We start from the raw sequence: 23,963 nt of genomic DNA, 5'->3' as shown, positions 1-23,963 counted from the left end.
TTAAATGAAAAAAGTTGTTCGTTACTCATTAGTTAGTACTCTATTAGTTTCTTCATTTTTAGTTGGTTGCGCAAAAGAAAAAACTGCAACAAAGCCGAAAGATGAGAAGAAAGTATTACAGTTACTAGAAACAGGTGAAATTCCGTCGTTAAATTCAGGGAAAGTAACAGATGCAGTCTCGTTTAACGTTTTGAATAACGTAATGGAAGGACTATTTCGTCTATCGAAAAATGATGAAGTAATTGAAGCCGGCGCACAAAAATATGAAGTGAGTAAAGATGGAAAAACATATACATTCCAATTACGTGATGCGAAATGGTCTAACGGAGAGCCAGTAACCGCTCATGATTACGTATACGCTTGGAAGCAATTGGTAAATCCAGATACTGCTTCTCAATATGCATACATTGCGTACGATGTAAAAAATGCTGAGAAGATAAATAAAAAACAACTAGGTCTAGATGAATTAGGAGTAAAAGCGAAGGATGATAAAACATTCGTCGTAGAGCTAGAACATCCTGTACCGTATTTTACGAAATTATTAATTTTACCATCCTTCTATCCAATTAACGAAAAATATGCGAAAGAGCAAGGTGATAAATATGGATTAGAAGCAAATAAAGCGGTATATAATGGACCGTTTACATTATCAGAGTGGAAGCATGAAGCTAGCTTTACAATGAAGAAAAACGATAAGTATTGGGATAAAAAAGAAGTGAAGTTAGATGAAGTAAACTATCAAATTGTAAAAGAAATTTCAACTGCGGTAAATTTATATGAAACAGATAAAGTTGATAGAGCTGTTATTTCTACAGAATTCGTAGATAAATATAAAAATAATAAAGAGTTAAAACAATATACAGATCCAGTTATGTACTTCTTCCGATTTAATGAAAATGTACCGATTCTTAAAAATAAAAATGCACGTCTTGCGCTAAGTACAGTTTTTGATAAGAAGGGACTCGCAGATTCATTTTTAAATGATGGATCGGTTGCAGCAAACTATTACGTACCAAAAGGATTTTTAAAGGGCCCAGATAAGAAAGATTTTAGAAGTACGGCTGGTGAGTTTAATAAGACAAATGTAAAACAGGCGAAGGAATATTGGGAGAAAGCAAAACAAGAGACAGGTACAAATGAAGTGACGTTAGAACTATTAAATTATGACTTGGAAAACTTTAAAAAAGTTGGAGAGTACATTAAAGAGCAGCTTGAGAAAAACTTACCAGGATTAAAAGTGAATGTGAAATTACAACCACATACGCAAAAATTAGCACTTGAGAAGAAGAAAGAATATGAAATGTCGTTATCACGCTGGTTACCAGATTATCCAGATCCAATGACTTACTTAGAAGTATTCCTTTCTGGAAGTAGCGTCAATAATACAGAATATGCAAACCCAGAATATGATGCGTTAATTAAGAAGATTAAAACAGAATTAGGTAATGATGAAAAGGCTCGCTGGAAAGCAATGCAAGATGCTGAAAAAATGCTACTTGATGATGCAGTAATTGCACCGGTATTCCAGCGCGGATTATCTTACTTACAAAAACCATATGTGAAAGATTTATATGTACATCAATTTGGTCCAGCTACAAGTTTAAAATGGGCAGATGTACAAAAATAAAAGAATGGAGAAACAGACTTCATGTATGTGATAGTCTGTTTTTCTTATTTAAAGTTAGAAAAATAGTTCATGGTATAATTTATTAGTCTGTAAACAGTATTTGGAGGGGAAATGATGTCTATGTTTGAAGAAGAGAAAGTAATTTATACAAAAAGATTATTTATGAGGAAACCAATTGTAGAAGATATTAATCAGTTTTATAACATATTAAAAAAAGATACTGTTGGCAAATGGTTGGCTAAATCAAGAGGAATGTCGAAGGAAGAAACAAATGATTATATTGGGCAACTTATCTTACATTGGGAACAGTATGACTTCGGGGTATGGTTGTTATTTAATAGTGAAACAGGAAAGCTTTTAGGACATTGTGGTTTAAGAAAGGTAGATGAAACAGGTGCAATAGAAATTATGTATCTCCTTGACCCAGAACATTGGAGGAATGGGTATGCATTAGAAGCAGCAGAGGCTTCCATTAAATATGCAATAGAGACTTTGAATGTAACAAGAATAATTGCTAGAGTTAAAGTAGCAAATGAGAGCTCGAAAAAACTTTTACGAAAGCTCGGGTTTATATATACTCATGAAGTTAATCATAGCGGGCGTTTATTATCATATTTTGAACTTCATACATCATCCGAAGAATTCTAGACATTTCATATGTTTTTTTATTGTTAAAAAATAAAATTATTACTAAAATTCCAGTGTGAAATTTATGTAGAATCTTGTATAATTAACATGTTTCTATGGAAAAATTTTCTTGCGCTATTTATATAGGGCTTAATAGAACAAGGAAGGAAATACATACATGTATATAATAGATAAATAGAATGGGACATGTATAGAGACAAAGGAGAGAAAAGATGACGTGTCAAAAACAAGGGTTACAATTTAATAACGATAGAAAGAGGGACAGAAGATGAAAATGAAGCATGCTTTTGGTCCTATAATTTTAGCATGTGTGCTTTTTTTCATTATCATTCTAATCCCATCGAAAAGTTTAGTATCGCTTATTAGTGATAAGAAGGTAGAAGATGCGGCAACTTCTTTACAAAAAGAGAAATTACAAAGTGTTTTCTTACAGCAAAAAATGTTAGAGAATTCACAGTATTTACCGATGTACGGTTCATCAGAATTTTTACGAATGGATGCATATCATCCGTCTAATTATTTCAAAGTAAATCCAGCTGGTTTTACACCGTTTTTAATTGGAACTGGCGGTACACAAAGTTTAGCTCATATTTTAAATATGACATCTACTATGGATGAATTAGAAGGTAAAAAAGTAGTCTTTGTTCTTTCACCACAATGGTTTACAAAGACTGGTGTCTCACAAGGGGATTTCACTAATAATTTCTCCAAACAACAAGCATATCATTTTATTTTTAATGATAAGATAAATCCAGAAATGAAAAAGCAAATCGCGAAACGGCTATTAGATTATAAAGTTGTTCAAGAAGATGATATATTAAAAAATTCATTAGAAGGTATTGTATATAATGATACGAAACATAACATAAAAGCAGGTTTAGTTAAACCACTTGCTTATATGCATCGAAATATTTTAGATCATAGAGATATATTTAACTCTTTATTTAAAATCGAACCGATGAAGGAGAAAACAAATATCGGACTTCGTTCAATTTCTTGGGAAGACGCACGTAAACACGCAGAACAAGAAGGGAAAGCTGAGTCTACTACAAATACATTCGGAATTGAAAATCCGTATTATCATAAGAATAATCTGAAGAAAAAACTAAAAGGTTTAAAAAACTTTAGAGCAAATGAAACATATGATGAATCACCAGAATACGATGATTTACAAATTATTTTAGAGTTATTTAAAGAGAAAAATGTCAAACCACTCTTTATTTCTGTACCTGTAAATGGGCCCTGGTATGATTATACTGGCTTCCCGAAAGAACGCCGTGAAGTGTATTATAAAAAAGTTCGAGAACAGGTTGAGAAAGCAGGATATCCAGTAATTGATTTCTCTGGTCATGAATATGATAAGTATTTCTTAAAAGATACGATTCATTTGGGCTGGAAAGGTTGGATTTATTTTGATGAAGCAGTGCAGAAATTTTATTCTGAGAAATAAAGTATAGAAATCGGAATGGCTATGAGCCGTTCCGATTTTTTTAGTATAGAGGATTTTGGTGAGGACAATTTGGGAATGCATGTATATCTTGAATCTGTCTATAATCATAATGTTTCATTGCAAACTGAGCTTGATAAAGGTATTCATACACATATAATTGACCATCATGCGCTGAACATAATACACCAGAAGTTCCTTGCCCATTTATGAAGGAAATGCCGATAGGGCGTCCGATTAAGTACGGTATTTTTTGCTGCCAATGCATAGGGGAATCACTCCTTTTTGAGATAATATACGAAAGAAATGATCAAATGGTTGCTTATCCATGTAAATGTAGATGGAAAGGTATTATATAATTCCTGAAGATTAATTCATATATAAATAAAAAACCGCTATAATTCCGAATGAATTTATAGCGGTTTTTATTATATTCTTAAGCGAGATTTTTACGCTTTTTTGTCCATTTTTTTATAACGAAGTATAAAAGTATAAGTACGACGCCACCAATTGCGAATGATTTCACATACGGACCAGCAATATCATTTATATTCTCCCAATTTTCACCTAGTTTTTCACCTAAATAAATGAAAATAATAGACCAAGGGATAATCGCAAGTGCTGTTAATGTAGTGAAACGTAGTAATGGCATTTTTGTAATACCAGCAGGAATTGAAATCGCATGACGCACTACTGGAATGAAGCGTGCTGTAAAAATGACGCCAGTTCCGTAACGATTAAACCAATCTTCTGCAGCATCTATTTGTTTTTTATGTATGAAAATATATTTTCCGTAACGTTCTAATATAGGGCGTCCGCCGTATCGTCCAAGCCAATAAATAAAGATTTGAGCAATAACACCGCCAATTGTACCGAATACAACAGCGCCTATAAATGAGATACTTCCATTGAATACTAAGTATCCTGCATAAGCAAGGACAATTTCACTTGGGATAATTTCAATCATAAGTCCAAGCATAATGCCCCAATAACCTAATCCTTCAAAAAACGTTAATACTGAATGAATAAAACTACTTAACATTGTTGCACCTTCTAGTTTATGAATTTTTGAGTATAAGAACCTTTTATTTAATGACGTAAAAGGTTCACTATATGTAGATTATACCTTATTTACATAGGGGATTGCTATTTCAATTCTTTTATGTCTCTCATAATTATTATAGTAAAAGATATAAGCCACGTTTTCATGAAGGGTTAATGAAAAGATTATTAAAAATTTCTCATAAAAAATAGAAGCATTTCTGCTCCTATTTTTTAAGGCTTCACATCTAAGTTCTGTAAAAATAAAGTTGCTGTTACGTAACGCTTTGCTAACATTTGTACATAAGCGGTATGTACAGAAAGGGTCGCAATGATAATAGCGTTACGAATTGCTTCGCGTTGTTCGTTATTAATTTGATCGAACTTGCTTGCGATTTTATCAGCTTTTTCTTTTACGATGTTTTCAATTGTATGAACGGTATCTGTTGCATTTAATTGTAAGCAATTCCCTTGATTGAGTTCTTCAAATAGAGAAGAGTATGCTACATATAAATGAACAGGATTGATTAAATCATCACTTCGATCGGCTGGGTCATTTACAATAAGGCGTAATAGCTTACGAATGGATTCAAAATCAAGTGCTGTTTTTAAATCTTCGACAATAAATAGTAAGGCTGCTTGTTCAATTGAATATTTTTTCCCTTTTTGCGGAGAGCCAATCATTTCTTTTATATCTCGTTTCACCCAGTTTTGCATAGCAGTTACAGAGAAACTTGTGTTTTCAATCTGATTGCCAAGCGCAACTATTTCATTTAAAGAAAAACCGACATCAGTATCGTCAATTTTAATCAGCTTTTCAAAAATAGGTGAAAGTGCGGTAGTAATAAAAGCTGTAACGCTTTGTCCGCTTTCAATATCTTTTTTATGTGACTTTGCCCAAGCTTCCTGTAAAATACCGAGAGGCTTTTTCGTATTCCATCCTCTTAGTGATAGAAGAAGGGTAGCCATTTCGTTTCGTGTGAGATGAAATGTTTCCATCTTTTCACCTCCAAAATAATAAAAAGTTCTTATGAACTTATAATATGTTTTGTTTCATTTAAAGTCAATTCTGTTTTGCTTAATTTTTCCTTTGTCACCAAACTGTCGGAAGTAAATAATACTTGCATATTTCGACAAAAGTTCATATAATAAGTTCATAAGAACCTTTAAAATGTTCTTAAAAATAAATCTATCATTCTGAATTTACTAGAAAGATAGATTTCACATATATCTATATAAAAGGAGAATGGATATAATATGTTGAAAAAACTTGTAGCAGTAATGACAGCATTTATGGTTATCTTTGGGGCTAGCAGCTTTATGTTCGTAGATCATGCGGCAGCGAAAAGTTACAAATCTGGTAAAAAATCATTTACACCAAGTTCAGGTCAAAAGTCAAAAGTTGATTTAAACAAAAAAGACTCAAATGTAAATTCTCAAAAAACGACTCCAGATTCAAAAACGAAAGCAACAAACACAGCACCAAAAAGTAATAAAGGAAGCTTTATGAAAGGTTTATTACTAGGTGGTCTTGGTGGTTTACTAATGGGTAGCTTATTTGCAAATATGGGAGCTCTTGGTTCAGTATTAGCGTTTATGGTAAATATGTTAGTAATGGCTGGTATCGTAATGTTAGCAGTTCGTGCATTTAAATACTTCAAAGACCAACGTAAGAAGAAAGCAGATGAAGTAGCATGGAAACAATAAAAATTTCTGAACAAGAGCTTATAAATGCGCTTTGCGTATATATAGCTGAAAAAAGACAAGTGGGTCCAGAAGAAGTGTTAGTTGAACTCATGTATGATGACGACTACGGTTTCTCTGCGGAAGTAGAGGTAAATGGTCGCCAGCAAATTTTAATTCAAGCAAACTTAATCGAAGCTTTACGCTTATTGCTTGACAGAGAATATAATGTCAATCCATTCGCAGCGAGATTACAACTTGAATTAGATGATGAAGAAGGCATTTACGCATTAGCGAAATTTAATAACTCAGATGACTAGAAAAAAGAGCTGTTGAGAATAATCTCAACAGCTCTTTTTAGTATGTGCATATGTAGAAGAATAATCACGCCAAATTTCATTCATTTTTCGTCTACCGATATCTAGCATAGGATTAAACTGAATTGTAGCTTTCTGACGAACAAAGTGAACGTTTTGAATGGCGTGAGATAATTGTTTGTCGACTATATCACGTTTTTTACTTGCATATTTTGCGATAGATAGACCTGCAACTGTTCCTTGCGCCATCGCAATTTTTCCGCTTTCAATGCCTGTAATATTGCCGGCTACAAATAAACCTGGAAGAGGGGTTTCCATTGCTTCAGAATGGAGAGGAACGTGTCCACCTAATTCTGAAATGTAATGGAAGGGACAACCAGCTACAGCTGCAAGTTCGGCAAGTGGGTATAATCCCCCGGCAATACATACAAAATCTGCTTCGTATATTTTCTCTGTTCCATTAATAACATTTCCTTTAGAGTCAATATTAGCAATACGTACACCTTCAACTTGATCTGTTCCGATAATTTCAAGAGCTGCTTTCCGAAGGTGAAGTGGCGTTCCGTTTATTTTCATTCCGTTGTTTGGATAGAATGTTAATCCAGCTTTTCGAATCCAATCAAATTTCATAAAGTGGCTACCTATTCGCAAGAAAGCAGAAGGAGCGAGGTGAGCTGCATTTAAAAGAGAGTTTAAAACTTCTTCAGGTTCACCAGCTTTTTGACTTAACTCGCTTTTCTCAGGGAGTACAATATGATCCACTGTAATTCCCGCTAATTGCAATTCACTTAAAATGGCGAAAGACAAAATGTTAGCACCAATAATAATTCCTTTTTTTCCAACTTGCACCCGATGAACATTTGTCATAACTTGAGCTGCTCCAATTGACATCACTCCTGGAAGTGTCCAGCCAGGAAGGGGAATAGAATATTCCGCAGCTCCAGTAGCAAGTAGTACGAAAGGTGCTTCTAACGTACCGATATTAGTATGTACAAACCAATTGTTTTCATCTCTATCTAAATTATAGACCGAAACACCGCACCTGATATGTACTGAAAGTGATTCTGCTTCTTCATGAAGTCGCTTGGATTCTTCTATTCCGTTCCACCATTCTCCAGTAGGCTCTTGATGCAACTGTCCTAACAATCTCCCGCCCGGCTTCATAAATTCATCAATAACGAGCACTTTTAGTCCGAAACGAGCACAAGAGATAGAAGCAGATAATCCCGCTGGCCCTGCACCTATAATAATTACATCACTCATCGCTTTTTCACCATCTCTCTCACGATATTCGGATGCTGTTTCCCGCTTTCAACAACCATGTTTTCTTCTACAACAGTTAAGCATGCGCGTACATTTGTTTGATTATTTACTGTCACGCGGCATTCGGAACAGTGCCCGATATTACAATAAATACCTCGCGGTGTTCCGCTATCTTCATGAACTCTTAATGTCCTTATTCCATTTGCTAACAGGGCAGCAGCTATCGTTTCATGTTCATATGCTTCGTATTGATGACCGTTAAATTGAAAGGTAATACGCTCACTACTTTGTAAAGTACCTAAAATAGGGTGATGTGTAATTCTACTCATTTACTTTCACCTACTGATCCAAAAGTAACTGCACGTATTGGTGGTTGATATTTTAACGGTAGTTCATTAAGAGTTACGTCAGGATTCACATTTTCAATCATTCGATCTATCATTATTCTGCATGTGCGACCACCGCAAAATCCCATGCCAGCACGTGTTCTTAATTTTAATTCTCTTGCCGAGCAGTTATATTCAGCAATTGTCGATTGAAGTTGCCCATATGTAACCTCTTCACAACGACAAACGATTAAGTTGTTTTTATTTGTCATGTGTATTCCTCCTCTAGTTCGATTTTCACAAATTATATATGCAAAAATCATGCCAATATAGAGGAGGGAGAGAGGGCTACCTGTAAACGCCTGATCGGTGCATACTGATTCTTTATTGAAGTCCAAGTTTCTTTAAACGGTTATATAAAGTAGCCCTTGTTACACCAAGTTGTTTTGCGCATTCTAATTTATTCCCATCTAAAATTCGTAAAGCCCTTTCAATAACTTTTTTCTCATGCTCATCCATCTCTTCTTGTAAAGAAAGGATTGTATTATTGTTGCTGAGTAATAGGGAATGAGCTGTATGGTTGTCTAAAGTTTCAGTCGTATGAAATGGTAAATATTCTTGTTTTATAATTCCGTCTGTTGCGAATACCACAAGCCGTTCAACAACGTTTCGAAGTTCGCGAATATTACCTGGCCAATTGTAATGAAGCAGTTCATGCATAATGCTTGAAGGTAGGTCACGAATTGGTCTGTTGTAGTTGATTGAAAAATCGTTTAAGAAAGAATAAGTTAATTCAATAATATCCTCGCGTCTTTCGCGCAGCGGTGGAATCTGCAAACTAACTACATTTAAGCGGTAATATAAATCTTCTCGGAAAGTTCCTTTTCTCATTTCTTCTTGTAAATCACGATTTGTAGCAGCGATAATACGGAAATCAATATTAATTTCTTTTTCACCACCAACTCGGTAATACTTTCGCTCTTGCAGTACACGTAACAGTTTTACTTGCATATCAAGTGGCATTTCACCTATTTCATCAAGAAATAAAGTACCGCCTTGCGCGAGTTCAATTTTACCTTTTTTTCCTTTACTATTTGCTCCAGAAAACGCCCCACGCTCGTAACCGAATAATTCACTTTCAAATAACGCTTCTGGAATTGCCCCGCAGTTAATCGAAATGAAAGGCGCCTTCGCTGCCTCACTTGCTTCATGAATCGCTTTCGCAAATACTTCTTTTCCAACTCCACTTTCCCCAAGTATTAAAACAGTTGATTTTACCGAACAAACTTTTCTAGCTAATTGTATCGTTCTTTGTATAACAGGACTTTTCCCATTCATCGCAAGGAATGGATCGGATTCATCTTTATACTTTGCCACTTCTTGTTCTAAACGGTGCATTTCATGTGACATATTAAATAGTTTTTCATTTAAAGCGACTTGATTTGTAACATCTGTTTCTGAAACGACTGCTCCTATAATTTCATCATTACAATAAACTGGATTTGAATTAATTAATACGAATAAATCGGGACGAGGCTGATGGAACTGAGCGACTATGCTTTTTCCATCATGTAAAGATTGTAAAATTTCCAAGTCTTTATAATCAAAAAAACGAGTAATCGGTTGCCCAATAATTTCATTATGGTTGACTGAAAATATTTTTTCAGCACCATCTGTCCAAGTTCGAACGCATTCTTTACTATCAATGACTGTAACAGAAGAGTCAGTTGTTAGTATTACGGTGTCATAAAATGCCTGTAGTTCATTGTAGGACTTATAAAGAAATGGAATCATTTGCTGAGAAGTTATACAGCATATCGGCTCATCGTTTTCGTTAAGGATGATAACAGCTAATTCATAAGAAAAAGCGTCAATTAGTGCAGCGAATGAGTCATCTACATAAATAATGGCGCAATTATATTCTTCTGTAGTAGAAGGGAGATAATAAAACCTTTCGTTTACTTGCTTAATGTGATTAAGGCTACATGTATGATCGATTAAAATACTTTCCAAAAACTCTTGTATAGTCGGAAATGAAAATGCCATAATATCCTCCCGTTATGTATAAAAATTTTGACAGTGATAAAAAAATAATACACCTATTTACTATAAATTTGAATTATTTTTACAAATAAAAATATTGTTTATGGAAATTGTATATGTGCAGAATTGGCACGTCAATTGCATAAAAGAAAGTGAGAGGTTTAGGGAAAGGAGGAGTATATTGTGAGGCACTGCGACGTTTTAATTATAGGTGGTGGAATAATAGGGTGTTCTATCGCTTATTACACTTCAAAATACGGAAGAGACGTAACAATCATTGAAAAAGGAGAATTTGTCAGCGGGACGTCTTCACGGTGTGATGGGAATATTTTGGCCATTGATAAAGACCCAGGGTTTGATAGTCAAATGTCTTTAGTAAGTCAAAAATTAGTAACTGATTTAAGTGAAGAATTAGAGCATTCATTTGAATATAGGGCACCAGGAAGTATTCTCGTATGTGAGTCAGACGAAGAGATGGAGGCTGCACAGCAATGGGTAAATCGGCAAAAAAAAGCTGGATTACCGTTTCGAATGCTTGATAGGCAAGATATAAGAGAAGAGTCGACTTTTTTTGCTGATGATTTATTAGGCGGTTTAGAATGTGCGACGGATTCAACTGTGAATCCATATCTCCTTGCTTTCTCGCTTCTGTCAGAGGCACAAAAGTTTGGCGCAAAAGCCTTTAAGCAGACCGAAGTAAAGAGTATGAAAATAGAGACGAATGGTTCATTTGTTGTAGAAACTACGAATGGTACTTTTACAGCAAAACAAGTTGTAAATGCAGCCGGTGTGTGGGCTCCTAAGATTGGTCAGATGTTAAATGTAAATATACCAATTGAACCGAGAAAAGGGCATATTATAGTAGCATCAAGGCAACAACATGTAGGATGCCGTAAAGTAATGGAATTCGGTTATTTAATTTCTAAATTTGGCGGAAAAAGAAAAGTAGATGCTTTAACTGAAAAATACGGGGTTGCGCTCGTATTTGAGCCTACTGAAAGTCAAAATTTCTTAATTGGAAGTAGTCGTGAATTTGTAGGGTTTCATACGAGAATAAACAATGAAGTCATTAAATGTATCGCAAATAGAGCGATTCGCTTTTATCCGAAAATGGCAGATATGATGGTAATTCGTTCTTACGCTGGTTTACGTCCGTGGACAGAAGATCATTTACCGATTATTTCACGAGTGGAACATATTCCGAATTATTTCATTGCCGCTGGACATGAAGGGGATGGGATTAGTCTTGCAGCAGTTACTGGAAAAGTAATTGAAGAGTTATTAAATGAAAAAGAGACAATTATTCCTATTGAACCACTTCGTTTGAGTCGTTTTACAGAAAGGGTGTTAAACAGATGAGGTCACAAAGAGTCTTTACGACGATTGATACACACACAGGTGGGAATCCAACGAGGACATTAATTAGTGGACTTCCAAAGTTGATTGGAGAGACGATGGCAGAGAAGATGTTACATATGAAAAAGGAATATGATTGGATTCGAAAATTGTTAATGAATGAACCGCGTGGTCATGATGTAATGTCAGGGGCATTATTAACAGACCCATGTCATCCTGAGGCTGATATAGGTGTTATATACATAGAGACAGGTGGATACTTACCGATGTGCGGTCACGATACAATCGGTGTATGTACAGCGTTAGTTGAATCAGGTTTAATTCCAGTAGTTGAACCGATTACTTCTTTAAAACTAGATACCCCGGCTGGCTTAGTGGAAGTAGATATTGCTGTTCAAGATGGAAAAGCAAAAGAAGTATCTTTCTGTAACATACCAGCTTTTTTATTGAAAAATATTACTGTACAAGTGAAAGACATTGGAACTATAGAAGCTGATATTGCGTATGGAGGGAATTTTTATGCCATTATTGATGCGAAATCAGTAGATCTAGAATTAGTACCAGAAAATGCATCTACAATCATCGATAAGGCGATTCATATAAGAAACACAATTAATGAGAAGTTTGAAATCACTCATCCAGAGTATTCGTTTATAAGAGGATTAACACATGTTGAATTTTATACAGATCCTACTCATGAATGTGCGCATGTGAAAAATACAGTTGTTGTACCACCAGGCGGAATAGATCGATCTCCATGCGGTACAGGAACATCTGCGAAGCTAGCTGTATTATACGCTCAGAAAGAAATCGAAATTGGTGAAGAGTTCATTCATGAGAGTATCGTTGGTTCTTTATTTAAAGGATATGTCATGAATACGACACATGTTGAAAATATTGAAGCTGTCATAACGAAAATTACGGGATCAGCTTGGCTTATGGGTATGCATAGATTTTTTTACAATGAAATGGATCCACTTAAAGAAGGATTTTTGCTAATTCCGCCGATGGAACATGAAACGGAGGATATAAAATGAGCATTCAAAAAATGTATACAGCAGTAGACGTACATGTAAATGGCGAGGCATTTCGTGTAATGAAAGACGTACCATGCAAATACTACTACAGTTTGGAGCAATTAAATGAACAATTTTCAGGTGAATTAGCAGAAGAGATGAAGCTTTTATTAAATGAACCACGTGGTTTTATCGGTTTGAATGGGTGTATTGTCGTTCCATCTATCCATAATGAAGTGGATGCAGCTGTATTATTTTTTAATCATGAAGGTTCGATTCCGCTTCATTATGGAGGCATTGTTGCAGTAATAACGATGTTACTCGAAAGTGGGTATTTAAAAAAGAGAGAGTCCAATCAATACAAAATTGAAACGTTATCTGGAATATTTTTAGTTCATGCGTATGTAGAGAATGATGAAGTTATATCGGTTTCGTTTGAAAGCAAACTATGCTATTTGATTGAGGAAAATTTACAGGTTGGTAATGTAAGTTATTCTCTCATACAAGCAGATAAAGTATATGCAGTTGTAGAAAAAGGTGCGTATTCGCCAGAAATTCGTGTTGAAAACATTTCAGAATTGAAAAGATGGGGAGAAGCTACACTGCAGGCTATACAAAAACAGTCGCTAATAAAAAGGCTTATTTTAGTAGATCCTTCGCAAAAAGAAAAGAACCATATAAAGTCGATTACATTTCATGAAGATAACTTTATCGTACGTTCTCCAGGTTTTGTTTCTACTATCGTTTCCTATGTTCATGCGTTATTTAAAAATGATTATATGGCGGATAAACCTTTTAAAAATGAAAGTATATTTAATAGTTTTATAACTGTGGAAAAAGTGAAGAAGGAGGAACTAGGATACATTTTCCGTTTTGAAAGTAGAGGATTTATTACAGGAATGCAGACGTTTCTATTAGACCCTACGGATCCATTTCCGGCAGGTTTCTTATTAAAATAAAATGTGATAAGGAGAGATAAATATGCAAAAAATTAAAGGGGCATTTCCAGTATTAATAACACCGATGGATGAATTTCAGGAAATTAATTGGGATGGGGTAAAACAAAATGTAAATTACTTTATCGAACAAAAGGTTGCAGGTGTCATCATTAATGGAAGTACAGGAGAGTTTGTAAGTTTATCAAAAGAAGAACGATTTAAAATGGTAGAAACCGTGTTGAAAGAAATTGATGGCCGTATTCCAGTCATTGTTGGAACTGCAGCAGAGACGACGAAAGAAACAATTGAATATACGAAACATGCAGAAGCGCACGGAGCGGATTGTGCATTAATTATAAACTCTTACTATTGTAAACCGAAGGAAGAGGAGATTTATTTTCATTTTAAAGAAATCTCAAATTCTGTAAATATACCAATTATGCTATACAATAACCCATTTACTTCTGGTGTTGATATGAGTACAAAGCTAATGCTCCGTATTGGAAAAGAGTGTGAAAATGTTACACATATTAAAGAATCTAGCGGAGATATTCGAAAAGCGAGAGATTTAGTAAGACAAAGTGAAGGGGCTTTCCAAGTCTTCTGTGGTTCTGAAGATTTAGTTATGGAATCATATTTAGTTGGTGCTTCGGGATGGGTTTCAGTAGCAGGAAATATCGTTCCCGGTCTCGTTACAAAAATGTATGAGCATTTTCAAAATGGTGAATTAGAAAAGGCGTGGGAAATAAACGATGCTATTTTACCACTTTGCGAGTTTCTTGAAGGATCAGGGAAATATGTTCAAATCGTTAAACGTTCCATGGAATTACATGGGCAAGCGGGAGGACCTTCTCGCTATCCAAGACTAGGATTAACTGTTGACGAAGATCAAAAGCTTCAAACGATTTTATCAAATATTGCAGCTCATGTAGCTGTTTAAATAAGGAGGAGAACATAATGTTAAAGACAAATATTGAGCTGAAACCAAAAGTGGAAGCGTTTTTAAATGAAGAAATTAAAATGTTTATTAATGGCGAATTTGTTGCTGCTATTGGGGGAAAGACGTTTGAAACGTATAATCCAGCTACAGAAGATGTTCTAGCTGTCGTATGTGAAGCGCAAGAAGAGGATATTGATGCTGCAGTAAAAGCAGCAAGATCTGCATTTAAATCTGGTCCGTGGTCAGAAATGACTACTGCTGAAAGAGCGCATCTTATTTATAAATTAGCAGATTTAATTGAAGAACATAGAGAAGAATTAGCGCAACTAGAAGCTTTAGATAATGGAAAGCCATATCAAGTAGCACTTGATGATGATATTTCAGCGACTGTAGAAAATTATCGTTATTACGCAGGATGGGCTACAAAAATTATTGGGCAAACAATCCCAATTTCAAAAGATTACTTAAATTACACGAGACATGAACCTGTAGGTGTTGTAGGTCAGATTATTCCGTGGAACTTTCCGCTCGTTATGTCTTCTTGGAAAATGGGAGCTGCACTGGCGACAGGTTGTACGATCGTATTAAAACCAGCAGAGCAAACACCTTTATCCTTACTATATACAGCAAAACTCTTTAAAGAGGCTGGATTTCCAAACGGCGTTGTAAACTTTGTACCAGGATTTGGTCCTGATGCAGGAGCGGCAATTGTAAATCATCATGACATTAATAAAGTTGCTTTTACAGGATCTACTGTTACAGGAAAGTATATTATGCGTCAGTCTGCAGAAATGATTAAGCATGTAACGTTAGAGCTTGGCGGAAAATCACCAAATATCATTTTAGAAGATGCGGACTTGGAAGAAGCAATTAATGGTGCATTCCAAGGTATTATGTATAATCACGGTCAAAATTGTAGCGCAGGATCACGTGTATTTGTTCATCGTAAACATTATGAAACTGTAGTAGATGCACTTGTGAAAATGGCGAACAACGTAAAACTTGGAGCAGGTATGGAGAAAGGAACGGAAATGGGTCCACTCGTATCTAAGAAACAACAAGAGCGTGTGTTACATTACATTGAGCAAGGGAAGAAAGAAGGCGCTACAGTTGCGGCTGGTGGTGAACGTGCACTTGAAAAGGGTTATTTCGTTAAGCCAACTGTATTCACAGATGTTACAGACGATATGACAATCGTTAAGGAAGAAATATTTGGACCAGTTGTTGTTGTTCTGCCATTTGATTCGACAGAAGAAGTAATTGAACGAGCGAACAACTCATCCTATGGCCTTGCTGCGGGTGTATGGACGCAAAATATCAAAACGGGTCATCAAGTGGCAAATAAATTAAAAGCAGGAACAGTGTGGATTAATGATTATAACTTAGAAAATGCAGCTGCACCATTTGGTGGATACAAACAATCTGGTATTGGCCGCGAATTAGGTTCATATGCGCTTGATAATTATACAGAAGTGAAAAGTGTTTGGGTAAATATAAAGTAATAGGGTGTTTTACTGACAAAAATTGAGGGATGAAATAATGAAAGATGCGGACAACTAGAAAGTTTGATAATAGTTGTCCGTTTTCTTATATACAAAATTGCTTTTCCAATGAATGATAAGGGGGATTTGGATGGAGAATTTAGTAGAATGGTTAGTAGGGCAAGTGTGGAGTATCGGTTTAGTTGTTTTTGCATTAGGGGCAGGCGTATATTTCACGATTGCAACACGCTTTTTGCAAATTCGTTATTTTAAAGAGATGATTAAACTATTATTTGAAGGAAAGAGTTCAGAGACGGGAATATCATCTTTTCAGGCATTTTGTTTAGCCTTATCGGGAAGAGTGGGAATTGGTAATATTGCAGGGGTAGCGACAGCAATTGCTTTCGGCGGGCCTGGAGCTGTATTTTGGATGTGGGTAATGGCTTTGTTAGGGGCAGCGAGCGCGTTTGTAGAATCAACATTATCTCAAGTATACAAAAGTAAAGTAGGGAATGAATATCGCGGCGGTACTCCATATTTCATTGAGAGAGGTTTAAAAATGAAATGGTTTGCAGTCATTGTAGCGGTAGTTGTAACACTTTCATATGGCGTGTTATTACCAGGTATTCAATCTAGTAGTATCGCAGTTGGATTCGAAAACTCTAATGGTATTAGCAAATATATAACTGGTATATTTTTAGTCGTGTTACTAGCAGCAATTATTTTTGGTGGTGTAAAGAGAATTGCCGGTGTTTCTCAAATGCTTGTGCCATTTATGGCAATTGGTTATGTAATTGTTACATGTATCATATTAATTGCGAATGTAACGGAGATTCCAAGTATGTTTGCTTTAATTTTCTCTAGTGCATTTGGTGTAAATGAAATGTTTGGTGGAATTGTTGGTGCAGCTATTGCATGGGGCGTAAAACGCGCTGTATTTTCAAACGTTGCTGGTGTCGGAGAAGCGACGTATAGTTCGGCGGCTGCTGAAGTATCGCATCCTGCAAAACAAGGATTAGTTCAAGCGTTTTCCGTATATATCGATACAATTGTCGTATGTACAGCGACAGCTCTTATGATTTTAATAACAGGTATGTATAATGTTATACCTGAAGGGAAAACCGCTATTGTACAAAATATAGGAAATGTGGAAGCTGGTCCAATTTATACACAACAAGCAGTTGAAACTGTGATAACAGGGTTTGGTCCAATATTTATTTCAATTGCGATTTTCTTTTTTGCATTTACAACGTTACTCGCTTATTACTATATCGCTGAAACGACACTTACTTATTTAGATCGTCAATTGAAGTATGGCTGGTTAAAACCAGTTTTAAAATTTGGATTTTTAATTATGGTTTACATCGGTAGTGTTGAATCAGCGTCGCTTTTATGGAATCTAGGAGATTTAGGAATCGGTAGTATGGCATGGTTAAACTTAATCGCGATTCTATTATTAAGTAAAATCGCATTAAAAGTGTTAAAAGACTATGAAAGGCAGAAAAAAGAAGGGAAAGATCCAGTATTTAATCCTAAAAATGTGGGGATTGAAGGATTAACATTTTGGGAAGAAAGAAGTAAAGAGGTTGAAAGAAAAAGTTCTAGAGAAAAAGTTATTGTAGATGATAATTTAAAATTATAACGTAAATTAACTGAAAATTCTTAATTTAAAAGAAGGTATATTGCCTCCATTTCATCACATACTACAATAGGTATGGATAATATGACTGGAGGGAATAAGATGGAACATGAGCAACATAGTTCGATAAATGATATTCTACATCATTATAAAGAAGGTATAGGTAGTTTTACAAATCAAATTCCTGAAATCGCTGAGACATATAATGCGTTCACGCAAGCTTGTTTTCAAGAGGGTGCTTTAACAAAAAGAGAAAAGCAACTTATTGCATTAGGAATTAGTTTAGCAACGCAAGATGAGTATTGTACAATTTATCATACAAAAGGTTGTCTTGATCAAGGATGTTCAGATAAAGAGATTCTGGAAGCATGTGGTGTTTCAGCAGCATTTGCTGGCGGAGCTGCGATGAGTCAAGCGGTAACTTTAGTGCAAGAGTGTTTAACAGAACTGAAAAATCAAAAGCATTGAATAAAAAAACGTTTTAAACTTTATGTTTAAAACGTTTTTTATTTGAAATTAAATTTGTATTCAATTTAATATTCTATATCTTCATAAATAGATTTTTCTACATCAGGAAGAACTGTGTATATACTCTTACCGATTAACGCTTCTAATTCTTTCTTAATCGCATAAAACCCTTTCCAATGTAAAGATGTATGAGATGTTGTACCATGACGCAAACCAACAGAAATTAATCTTCTTTCCAGCGTAGTAAAGCCACCCGCATCAGCAAGAGCGTCACAAAGAGTAATTACTTTATTGTATAAGTCGTAGTTACAATGTTCATTTAATATTTCAACTAACCGGCTTCTCATATGGTCAGGAACGAGACTCCATTCCGCTGCGATATCTATATGTTCATTTTTGCATGGGAATGAGTGTGTCACACAAATAACAGCGTTTCCTGTATACCCTAAATCATTCATATACATATAACCATCATAGGAATGAATGACCGATTTGGTAAAACCTTTGTATCTTCCGATATCATGCAAAAGGGCAGCGTTATATGCTATGTCAGCATCTAGGTTATACCCATTTTTAATAAGTTCTATAATTATGTTTTCAGTTGCATGAGCAACATGTAGTGAATGTTCAAACCAAGGGCCCGGGTTTTGTTCATATGCCCATTCGAGTAATTCTTTTGCGTACGTTCTATCTAATATATATTTCATATCGTTATCCTTTCACAAAAAATCATATCTTTCTATAAATTCATCTTATTATTTCATTATTCCTTCTTTAAAAATTGTTACAATGAAACAAAAGGGGGAAAAGTAATGCGAAATTTAGTAATTGAAGAAATAAAGCAACTAGAAAATGATATGGAAGAACTTTCGAAACTTTTGAAAATGGTTGTAAATGATGGGGCATCAATTGGTTTTTTGCCTCCACTGGAACAAAAAGACGCAACAAAGTATTGGCAAACAGTATTAGCGCCAGAAGTGATATTGTATGTGGCTAAAATAAACAACGAAGTAGCAGGGAGTATTCAATTACAATTAGTTACTAAGCCTAACGGAATTCATAGAGCCGAGATTTGCAAATTAATGACTCATCCAAACTTTAGACGTAACGGTATTGGACGATCGCTTATGCAAAAAGCAGAGGAACGAGCAAAGCAAGAAAACAGGTCTCTTTTAGTATTAGATACTAGAGAAGGAGATCCTTCCAATAAACTGTACAAATCACTAGACTACCAAGAAGTTGGAACAATACCAGGGTATGCAATTTCTCCGAATGGTAAGTTAGATGCTACGGTTATTTATTATAAAAACATTTAAGGTATAATCAAACGGGGAGAGTGCTTAATTATTAGTAAGTGAATAATAAACAACTATTTTTAACACAGTCTATATTTTTCTGGCGGTGTTAAAATAGTTAATTATAATCTAATTAACGCACTAAATGAATTTGAGAAATTTTTTAGAGGGTTCTTTTAGTAATGATTCTCGTCTTATAATAAATGTAGAGAAGATGACTAGCCAACTATAGTTATTTTCGCTTTATTATCGGAAGGGGATGAAAGTATGAAAAAGAATAGTTTACAAAAGATGAAGAAAGTTATTTTAAGTGGTGGCGTATTACTTACGGGATTATTAACATTTGGATTTTCAGAAAAGGCTTCAGCTCATGGATATGTAGAATCACCAGCGAGCCGATCTTATTTATGTAAGCAAGGGGTAAATGTAAATTGTGGACCGATTCAATATGAACCACAAAGCGTAGAAGGGATAGGTGGATTTCCGCAACTAGGACCTTCTGATGGACAAATTGCAGGGGCTGGTCATTTTCCCGCTTTAGATGTTCAAACTGTAGATAGGTGGAAGAAAGTTACGTTAAATGGCGGGACGAATACATTCAAGTGGAAACTAACGGCTCCTCATAGTACAAAAGAGTGGAAATATTATATTACGAAAAAAGGTTGGAATCCAAATAAACCTTTAACGCGATCGGATTTAGATTTAGTGCCATTCTATGTGAAAAATGACGGTGGAGCTAGACCAGGGACGACAGTAACGCACGAAGCAAATGTACCAACTGACCGTAGTGGATACCATCTTATTTTAGCTGTTTGGGAAATTGCAGACACTGGAAATGCGTTTTATCAAGTTATAGATGTAAACCTTTTGAATAATGGCTTATCCTCAAATTTCGCTTTTAACAATGTAGTGCAAGCTCCTACACTATTTTAATTGAAACATACATTTCGATCATCTAATTCATTTTAGATGATTTTTTTATGAAAATGATGAAAAATATAGAAGAAAGTGCAATTATTTATAAAAAAATATGCTTTAAATATTGTCATATTTGCTTCTTTAAGATATCCTTTTCATGAAGAGGTGGAAAACATGGAAAAAGTACTAGTTTTCGGGCATAAAAACCCAGATACAGATGCAATTTGTTCTGCAATTGCTTATGCAGAATTGAAAAAAGAATTAGGAATGAATGCTGAGCCTGTACGTTTAGGCGAAATCAGCGGTGAAACTCAATTTGCGTTAGACTATTTTAAAGTAGAAGGACCGCGTTTTGTTGAGACAGTAGCAAGCGAAGTGGACAACGTTATTTTAGTTGACCATAACGAGCGTCAACAAAGTGCTAACGATATCGAATCAGTTCGTGTGTTAGAAGTTATTGACCATCACCGTATTGCTAACTTTGAAACAAGCGATCCTATATACTATCGTTGTGAGCCAGTTGGCTGTACAGCTACAATCTTAAACAAAATGTACAAAGAAAATGGCGTAACAATTCGTAAAGAAGTTGCAGGTTTAATGTTATCTGCAATCATTTCAGATTCTTTACTATTCAAATCTCCAACTTGCACAGAACAAGACGTAGCAGCTGCTCGTGAATTAGCGCAAATCGCTGGTGTAGATGCAGATAACTACGGCTTAGAAATGTTAAAAGCTGGTGCTGACTTAAGCGGAAAAACAATGGAGCAATTAATCTCTCTTGACGCTAAAGAATTCCAAATGGGTAATGCGAAAGTTGAAATCGCACAAGTAAACGCTGTTGATACAAACGACGTTCTTGTACACCAAGCGGAACTTGAAAAAGTAATCTCTGCAGTAGTAGAAGAAAAAGGTTTAGACCTATTCTTATTCGTTGTAACTGATATCTTAACTAATGATTCTGTCGGTCTTGCGATCGGTAAAGCAGCAAACGTTGTTGAGAAAGCTTACAACGTATCACTAGAAAACAACACAGCTACTTTAAAAGGTGTTGTATCTCGTAAAAAACAAATCGTACCAGTATTAACAGAAGCATTCCAAGCTTAATCGTATTGCGTACAGATGAACAGTAAGGACAAGTAGTCAGATTGGCTATTTGTCCTTTTTTATTTATAATAAGCAGAAATTTTTAACTTTTAAACAATCGCATTGTGTATGCTTAATGATATGGAAGTATTGAAAAGTAAATTACAGGGGCTTTTTGAAAAAATATTGCATCTGTTTCAAAATTAGAGAGCTGGATTTCGGAGGAACTGCGTTTAAACGCTGAAATACAGATGTTGCGTTTAACTTTTTAGAAGAAAGGATATAAAGTTTTGATTAACGAATTAAAATAAGGATAGCGTTAGCTATCCTTATAATCGTTTATTCGTAATATTTTTTCTTGTTTATATAAAATGTGATTATCGTAGTAATGAAGAAAATAGGTATCGCATACACTTGCCCAACAAATAACTTCCAGCCGACATAATTATAGCCTTCAGATGCTGGGATGATAACGGAAATAACGCAAACGATAAAATAGACTAATTGTGCAGGAATAATATTTTTCATTTTTATGAACCTCCTTTATTGTTTTATTAATACATACTTGTATTATAATTTATTTTCATTATTTTGAAGAAAAAATGAAAAATTTTTTATGGTATTATAATATTTGCAATCAGAGTAATCTATAGTACGCATATGGTAAAATGTGTAATTTTAACTTTCAGAATTATTATATGGTATCTCGAGAAAAAATGTACAAAATAACGAATTTTATTTACCAAAGTAAAGGGAGTAGAAATATATATGAAAAGGCTATGTATAATTCCATGCGGAAAAAAGAAAATTTGGGATAAACATTCAGACTACGGACCGATGGAAGCAAAAGATGTATATATTAGTCCGTTCGGAAAAGCATGTCAGGCGTACGCAACTATGTTTTTCGAAAACTGGGTTATATTATCAGCGAAACATGGATTTTTAAGACCAAGTGATATTGTATTAGAAAACTATGATCTTGCATTTGATTCAAAAAGCGATGAGGTAATAAGTATAGAGCAATTACAAAAACAGATGGTAGATAAAAGTTTACTACAGTTTGACGAAATCGTCTTACTAGCAGGGAAGAAGCATAAAAAAGTAGTGACAAAGTTATATCCAGAAGAAATGATTACATATCCGCTAGAGGGGTGTAAAGGAATTGGGTATATGTTGCAGAGGTTGAAAGAAGCTGTGAAGGAAAGGGAGGAAATATAGGTGTAGTTTCAGTGATTTTAAACTCTATTTATTTAGGGAGCTGAAAAGTAAAATAGAGTTTTTAGGCATCGCCGAAAGGGTGATGCTTTTTTGTTCGTGTCGTCATTCATGTAAAAGTAATTTAGAGAATAAATCATTCGATTTATGAAGCGATAGCTTTTTTATATCGAAAACAAATTGCATCACTTTTAGAAAATATAGGACGTATGGGCACAGTTAAGATTGTAAGTGGGAATAGCAATAAGACAAGTTTTGAATAAGATATTAAGAAAGGAGATGTTGATGAATAATGGCTAGATATAGTTTGCACGGAGGACACAATAGTATTGTTCAAGGTGCTAATTTCGGGAATCGGAAAGAACACGTTCTAGATAGGCAAGTTAAAGATGCCGTGGCGGCTAAGTTAAGAGCCCTAGGACACACGGTTTATGACGATACGGACGAGGTAGGGGCAACTCAATCACAAAATTTAAATAATATCATTCGGAATAGCAATTCCCATGCTGTGGATTTAGTTATTTCTTTTCATCTTAATGCAAGTGATGGAAATGGACAGGGTGTTGAGGTTTTATATTATGATCAGAAAGATTTGGCGGCTAAAATCTCAGCTCAACTAGCAAAAGATATTGGATGGCGTGATCGAGGTGCGAAACAACGTACAGATTTAGCGGTATTAAATGGAACGAAGGCACCGGCTATTCTTATTGAATTAGGGTTTATTGATAATGAATCCGACATGGCAAAATGGAATGTTGATAAAATCGCTAATTCTATTGTATTTGCTCTTACAGGACAAACTGGAGGAGGTGCAGCGGATTTGCTCAAAGTAAAAACTGGTGGTGTAGCATTTAGTAATTTACAAGATTTGGCTCAAGCTATGGTTGATGCGGGTATTGATGGACAAATTGTCGTTCAAAAAGATGGCATTGGTTATGCTATAACGAATGGCTATCCGTCCGGGAATATCGATAAATTTACAGCTTGGTTAGATGCACGTAAATGGTACTATGAGTACGTGAGATAAAACGAAAATTGGTTTGATTAAAAACTAAAAATTGTCTTATTTTTAGTTAACAAGTATATTAAGTAACTATAAAAATATGGACAATTTATATGTAAATTAGTACACAAAACCACCTGTCAGAAAGGTGGTTTTATTTATCAAGCTATTTGCGGGAAGTAAAATTCTTACCTCAAAATTCGGATGAAGCTAAGA

General features: G+C 35.0%; 26 protein-coding genes. 17 read left to right on the top strand and 9 right to left on the bottom strand.

The annotated features are described in order from the left end of the window. Positions 1-4: 4 nt before the first annotated feature. From MHH55_RS08265 to dltD, 3 genes are all read left to right on the top strand, one after another. Complete coding sequence (locus MHH55_RS08265; RefSeq protein WP_000758260.1) at positions 5-1,627, top strand: peptide ABC transporter substrate-binding protein; 1,623 nt, start codon at positions 5-7, stop codon at positions 1,625-1,627. 114 nt (positions 1,628-1,741) lie between these two features. Then, positions 1,742-2,275 (top strand): GNAT family N-acetyltransferase, encoded by a 534-nt coding sequence (locus tag MHH55_RS08260; protein WP_000061617.1) that lies wholly within the window; start codon positions 1,742-1,744, stop codon positions 2,273-2,275. Between the two features lie 268 nt (positions 2,276-2,543). Next, on the top strand, positions 2,544-3,725 hold the full coding sequence (gene dltD / locus MHH55_RS08255; protein WP_000782309.1) for a D-alanyl-lipoteichoic acid biosynthesis protein DltD: 1,182 nt from the start codon (positions 2,544-2,546) through the stop codon (positions 3,723-3,725). Between the two features lie 40 nt (positions 3,726-3,765). Here dltD and MHH55_RS08250 read toward each other — a convergent pair whose 3' ends face one another. From MHH55_RS08250 to MHH55_RS08240, 3 genes are all read right to left on the bottom strand, one after another. Then, positions 3,766-3,990: a hypothetical protein gene (locus tag MHH55_RS08250; protein WP_000558689.1), complete on the bottom strand. Its 225-nt coding sequence runs from the start codon at positions 3,988-3,990 to the stop codon at positions 3,766-3,768. Positions 3,991-4,158: 168 nt separating this feature from the next. Then, positions 4,159-4,764 (bottom strand): DedA family protein, encoded by a 606-nt coding sequence (locus MHH55_RS08245; protein ID WP_000952913.1) that lies wholly within the window; start codon positions 4,762-4,764, stop codon positions 4,159-4,161. 233 nt (positions 4,765-4,997) lie between these two features. Next, positions 4,998-5,762: a DUF1836 domain-containing protein gene (locus MHH55_RS08240; protein ID WP_000447231.1), complete on the bottom strand. Its 765-nt coding sequence runs from the start codon at positions 5,760-5,762 to the stop codon at positions 4,998-5,000. A 258-nt stretch (positions 5,763-6,020) separates the two neighbouring features. Here MHH55_RS08240 and MHH55_RS08235 point away from each other — a divergent pair, with 258 nt between their 5' ends. Both MHH55_RS08235 and MHH55_RS08230 read left to right on the top strand, forming a co-directional pair. Further along, on the top strand, positions 6,021-6,470 hold the full coding sequence (locus MHH55_RS08235; RefSeq protein ID WP_000914478.1) for a hypothetical protein: 450 nt from the start codon (positions 6,021-6,023) through the stop codon (positions 6,468-6,470). Continuing rightward, a complete protein-coding gene (locus tag MHH55_RS08230) occupies positions 6,458-6,766 on the top strand; it encodes a YxcD family protein (RefSeq protein WP_000447758.1) in 309 nt (102 codons plus the stop codon). Before MHH55_RS08235 ends, MHH55_RS08230 begins: the two co-directional genes overlap by 13 nt. Before the next feature lie 24 nt (positions 6,767-6,790). Here MHH55_RS08230 and MHH55_RS08225 read toward each other — a convergent pair whose 3' ends face one another. The 4 genes from MHH55_RS08225 to MHH55_RS08210 form a co-directional block, all read right to left on the bottom strand. Continuing rightward, entirely contained in the window at positions 6,791-8,026 is a 1,236-nt protein-coding gene (locus tag MHH55_RS08225) for an NAD(P)/FAD-dependent oxidoreductase (protein ID WP_078187165.1), read from the bottom strand. Then, the gene (locus MHH55_RS08220) at positions 8,023-8,355 is read right to left on the bottom strand and encodes a (2Fe-2S)-binding protein (protein ID WP_000087065.1); all 333 of its coding nucleotides are present in this window, start codon (positions 8,353-8,355) and stop codon (positions 8,023-8,025) included. Before MHH55_RS08220 ends, MHH55_RS08225 begins: the two co-directional genes overlap by 4 nt. Beyond that, on the bottom strand, positions 8,352-8,624 hold the full coding sequence (locus MHH55_RS08215) for a (2Fe-2S)-binding protein (RefSeq protein ID WP_000182620.1): 273 nt from the start codon (positions 8,622-8,624) through the stop codon (positions 8,352-8,354). Before MHH55_RS08215 ends, MHH55_RS08220 begins: the two co-directional genes overlap by 4 nt. A gap of 112 nt (positions 8,625-8,736) precedes the next feature. After that, complete coding sequence (locus MHH55_RS08210; protein WP_078187166.1) at positions 8,737-10,398, bottom strand: sigma-54 interaction domain-containing protein; 1,662 nt, start codon at positions 10,396-10,398, stop codon at positions 8,737-8,739. Positions 10,399-10,578: 180 nt separating this feature from the next. Here MHH55_RS08210 and MHH55_RS08205 point away from each other — a divergent pair, with 180 nt between their 5' ends. From MHH55_RS08205 to MHH55_RS08175, 7 genes are all read left to right on the top strand, one after another. Then, on the top strand, positions 10,579-11,754 hold the full coding sequence (locus MHH55_RS08205; protein ID WP_078187167.1) for an NAD(P)/FAD-dependent oxidoreductase: 1,176 nt from the start codon (positions 10,579-10,581) through the stop codon (positions 11,752-11,754). Beyond that, complete coding sequence (locus MHH55_RS08200; RefSeq protein ID WP_001257540.1) at positions 11,751-12,788, top strand: proline racemase family protein; 1,038 nt, start codon at positions 11,751-11,753, stop codon at positions 12,786-12,788. Before MHH55_RS08205 ends, MHH55_RS08200 begins: the two co-directional genes overlap by 4 nt. Next, the gene (locus MHH55_RS08195) at positions 12,785-13,726 is read left to right on the top strand and encodes a proline racemase family protein (protein WP_078187168.1); all 942 of its coding nucleotides are present in this window, start codon (positions 12,785-12,787) and stop codon (positions 13,724-13,726) included. The genes MHH55_RS08200 and MHH55_RS08195 overlap by 4 nt, the downstream gene beginning before the upstream one ends. A gap of 22 nt (positions 13,727-13,748) precedes the next feature. After that, the gene (gene dapA / locus MHH55_RS08190) at positions 13,749-14,645 is read left to right on the top strand and encodes a 4-hydroxy-tetrahydrodipicolinate synthase (protein WP_001169456.1); all 897 of its coding nucleotides are present in this window, start codon (positions 13,749-13,751) and stop codon (positions 14,643-14,645) included. 17 nt (positions 14,646-14,662) lie between these two features. Further along, on the top strand, positions 14,663-16,147 hold the full coding sequence (locus MHH55_RS08185) for an aldehyde dehydrogenase family protein (protein ID WP_078187169.1): 1,485 nt from the start codon (positions 14,663-14,665) through the stop codon (positions 16,145-16,147). Between the two features lie 130 nt (positions 16,148-16,277). Beyond that, on the top strand, positions 16,278-17,768 hold the full coding sequence (locus MHH55_RS08180) for an alanine/glycine:cation symporter family protein (protein ID WP_000429527.1): 1,491 nt from the start codon (positions 16,278-16,280) through the stop codon (positions 17,766-17,768). A 72-nt stretch (positions 17,769-17,840) separates the two neighbouring features. Beyond that, positions 17,841-18,233 carry a carboxymuconolactone decarboxylase family protein gene (locus MHH55_RS08175; protein ID WP_001999958.1) on the top strand — a complete coding sequence of 131 codons (393 nt, stop codon included), beginning with the start codon at positions 17,841-17,843 and terminating at the stop codon, positions 18,231-18,233. 65 nt (positions 18,234-18,298) lie between these two features. Here MHH55_RS08175 and MHH55_RS08170 read toward each other — a convergent pair whose 3' ends face one another. Next, positions 18,299-18,940, bottom strand: coding sequence for an HD domain-containing protein (locus MHH55_RS08170; protein WP_000875112.1), 642 nt, complete (start codon positions 18,938-18,940; stop codon positions 18,299-18,301). 105 nt (positions 18,941-19,045) lie between these two features. Here MHH55_RS08170 and MHH55_RS08165 point away from each other — a divergent pair, with 105 nt between their 5' ends. From MHH55_RS08165 to ppaC, 3 genes are all read left to right on the top strand, one after another. Then, on the top strand, positions 19,046-19,549 hold the full coding sequence (locus tag MHH55_RS08165) for a GNAT family N-acetyltransferase (protein WP_001245258.1): 504 nt from the start codon (positions 19,046-19,048) through the stop codon (positions 19,547-19,549). Positions 19,550-19,795: 246 nt separating this feature from the next. Beyond that, a complete protein-coding gene (locus MHH55_RS08160; protein WP_000742279.1) occupies positions 19,796-20,461 on the top strand; it encodes a lytic polysaccharide monooxygenase in 666 nt (221 codons plus the stop codon). A gap of 159 nt (positions 20,462-20,620) precedes the next feature. Further along, positions 20,621-21,550, top strand: coding sequence for a manganese-dependent inorganic pyrophosphatase (ppaC, locus tag MHH55_RS08155; RefSeq protein WP_000416873.1), 930 nt, complete (start codon positions 20,621-20,623; stop codon positions 21,548-21,550). Between the two features lie 318 nt (positions 21,551-21,868). On the opposite strand, the gene MHH55_RS08150 is transcribed toward ppaC, so the two are convergent. Then, positions 21,869-22,057: a DUF4017 family protein gene (locus tag MHH55_RS08150; RefSeq protein WP_078187170.1), complete on the bottom strand. Its 189-nt coding sequence runs from the start codon at positions 22,055-22,057 to the stop codon at positions 21,869-21,871. Between the two features lie 240 nt (positions 22,058-22,297). Between MHH55_RS08150 and MHH55_RS08145 the strand changes: the two genes are divergently transcribed. Both MHH55_RS08145 and MHH55_RS08140 read left to right on the top strand, forming a co-directional pair. Continuing rightward, complete coding sequence (locus MHH55_RS08145; RefSeq protein ID WP_000824873.1) at positions 22,298-22,747, top strand: DUF6884 domain-containing protein; 450 nt, start codon at positions 22,298-22,300, stop codon at positions 22,745-22,747. A 289-nt stretch (positions 22,748-23,036) separates the two neighbouring features. Continuing rightward, positions 23,037-23,771 (top strand): N-acetylmuramoyl-L-alanine amidase, encoded by a 735-nt coding sequence (locus MHH55_RS08140; protein ID WP_000135278.1) that lies wholly within the window; start codon positions 23,037-23,039, stop codon positions 23,769-23,771. Positions 23,772-23,963: the final 192 nt, after the last annotated feature.

Source organism: Bacillus sp. FSL K6-2944 (assembly GCF_038005385.1).
In the GTDB taxonomy this organism is placed as follows: Bacteria; Bacillota; Bacilli; order Bacillales; family Bacillaceae_G; genus Bacillus_A; species Bacillus_A cereus.
This window is presented reverse-complemented; position numbering and strand designations above follow the sequence as displayed.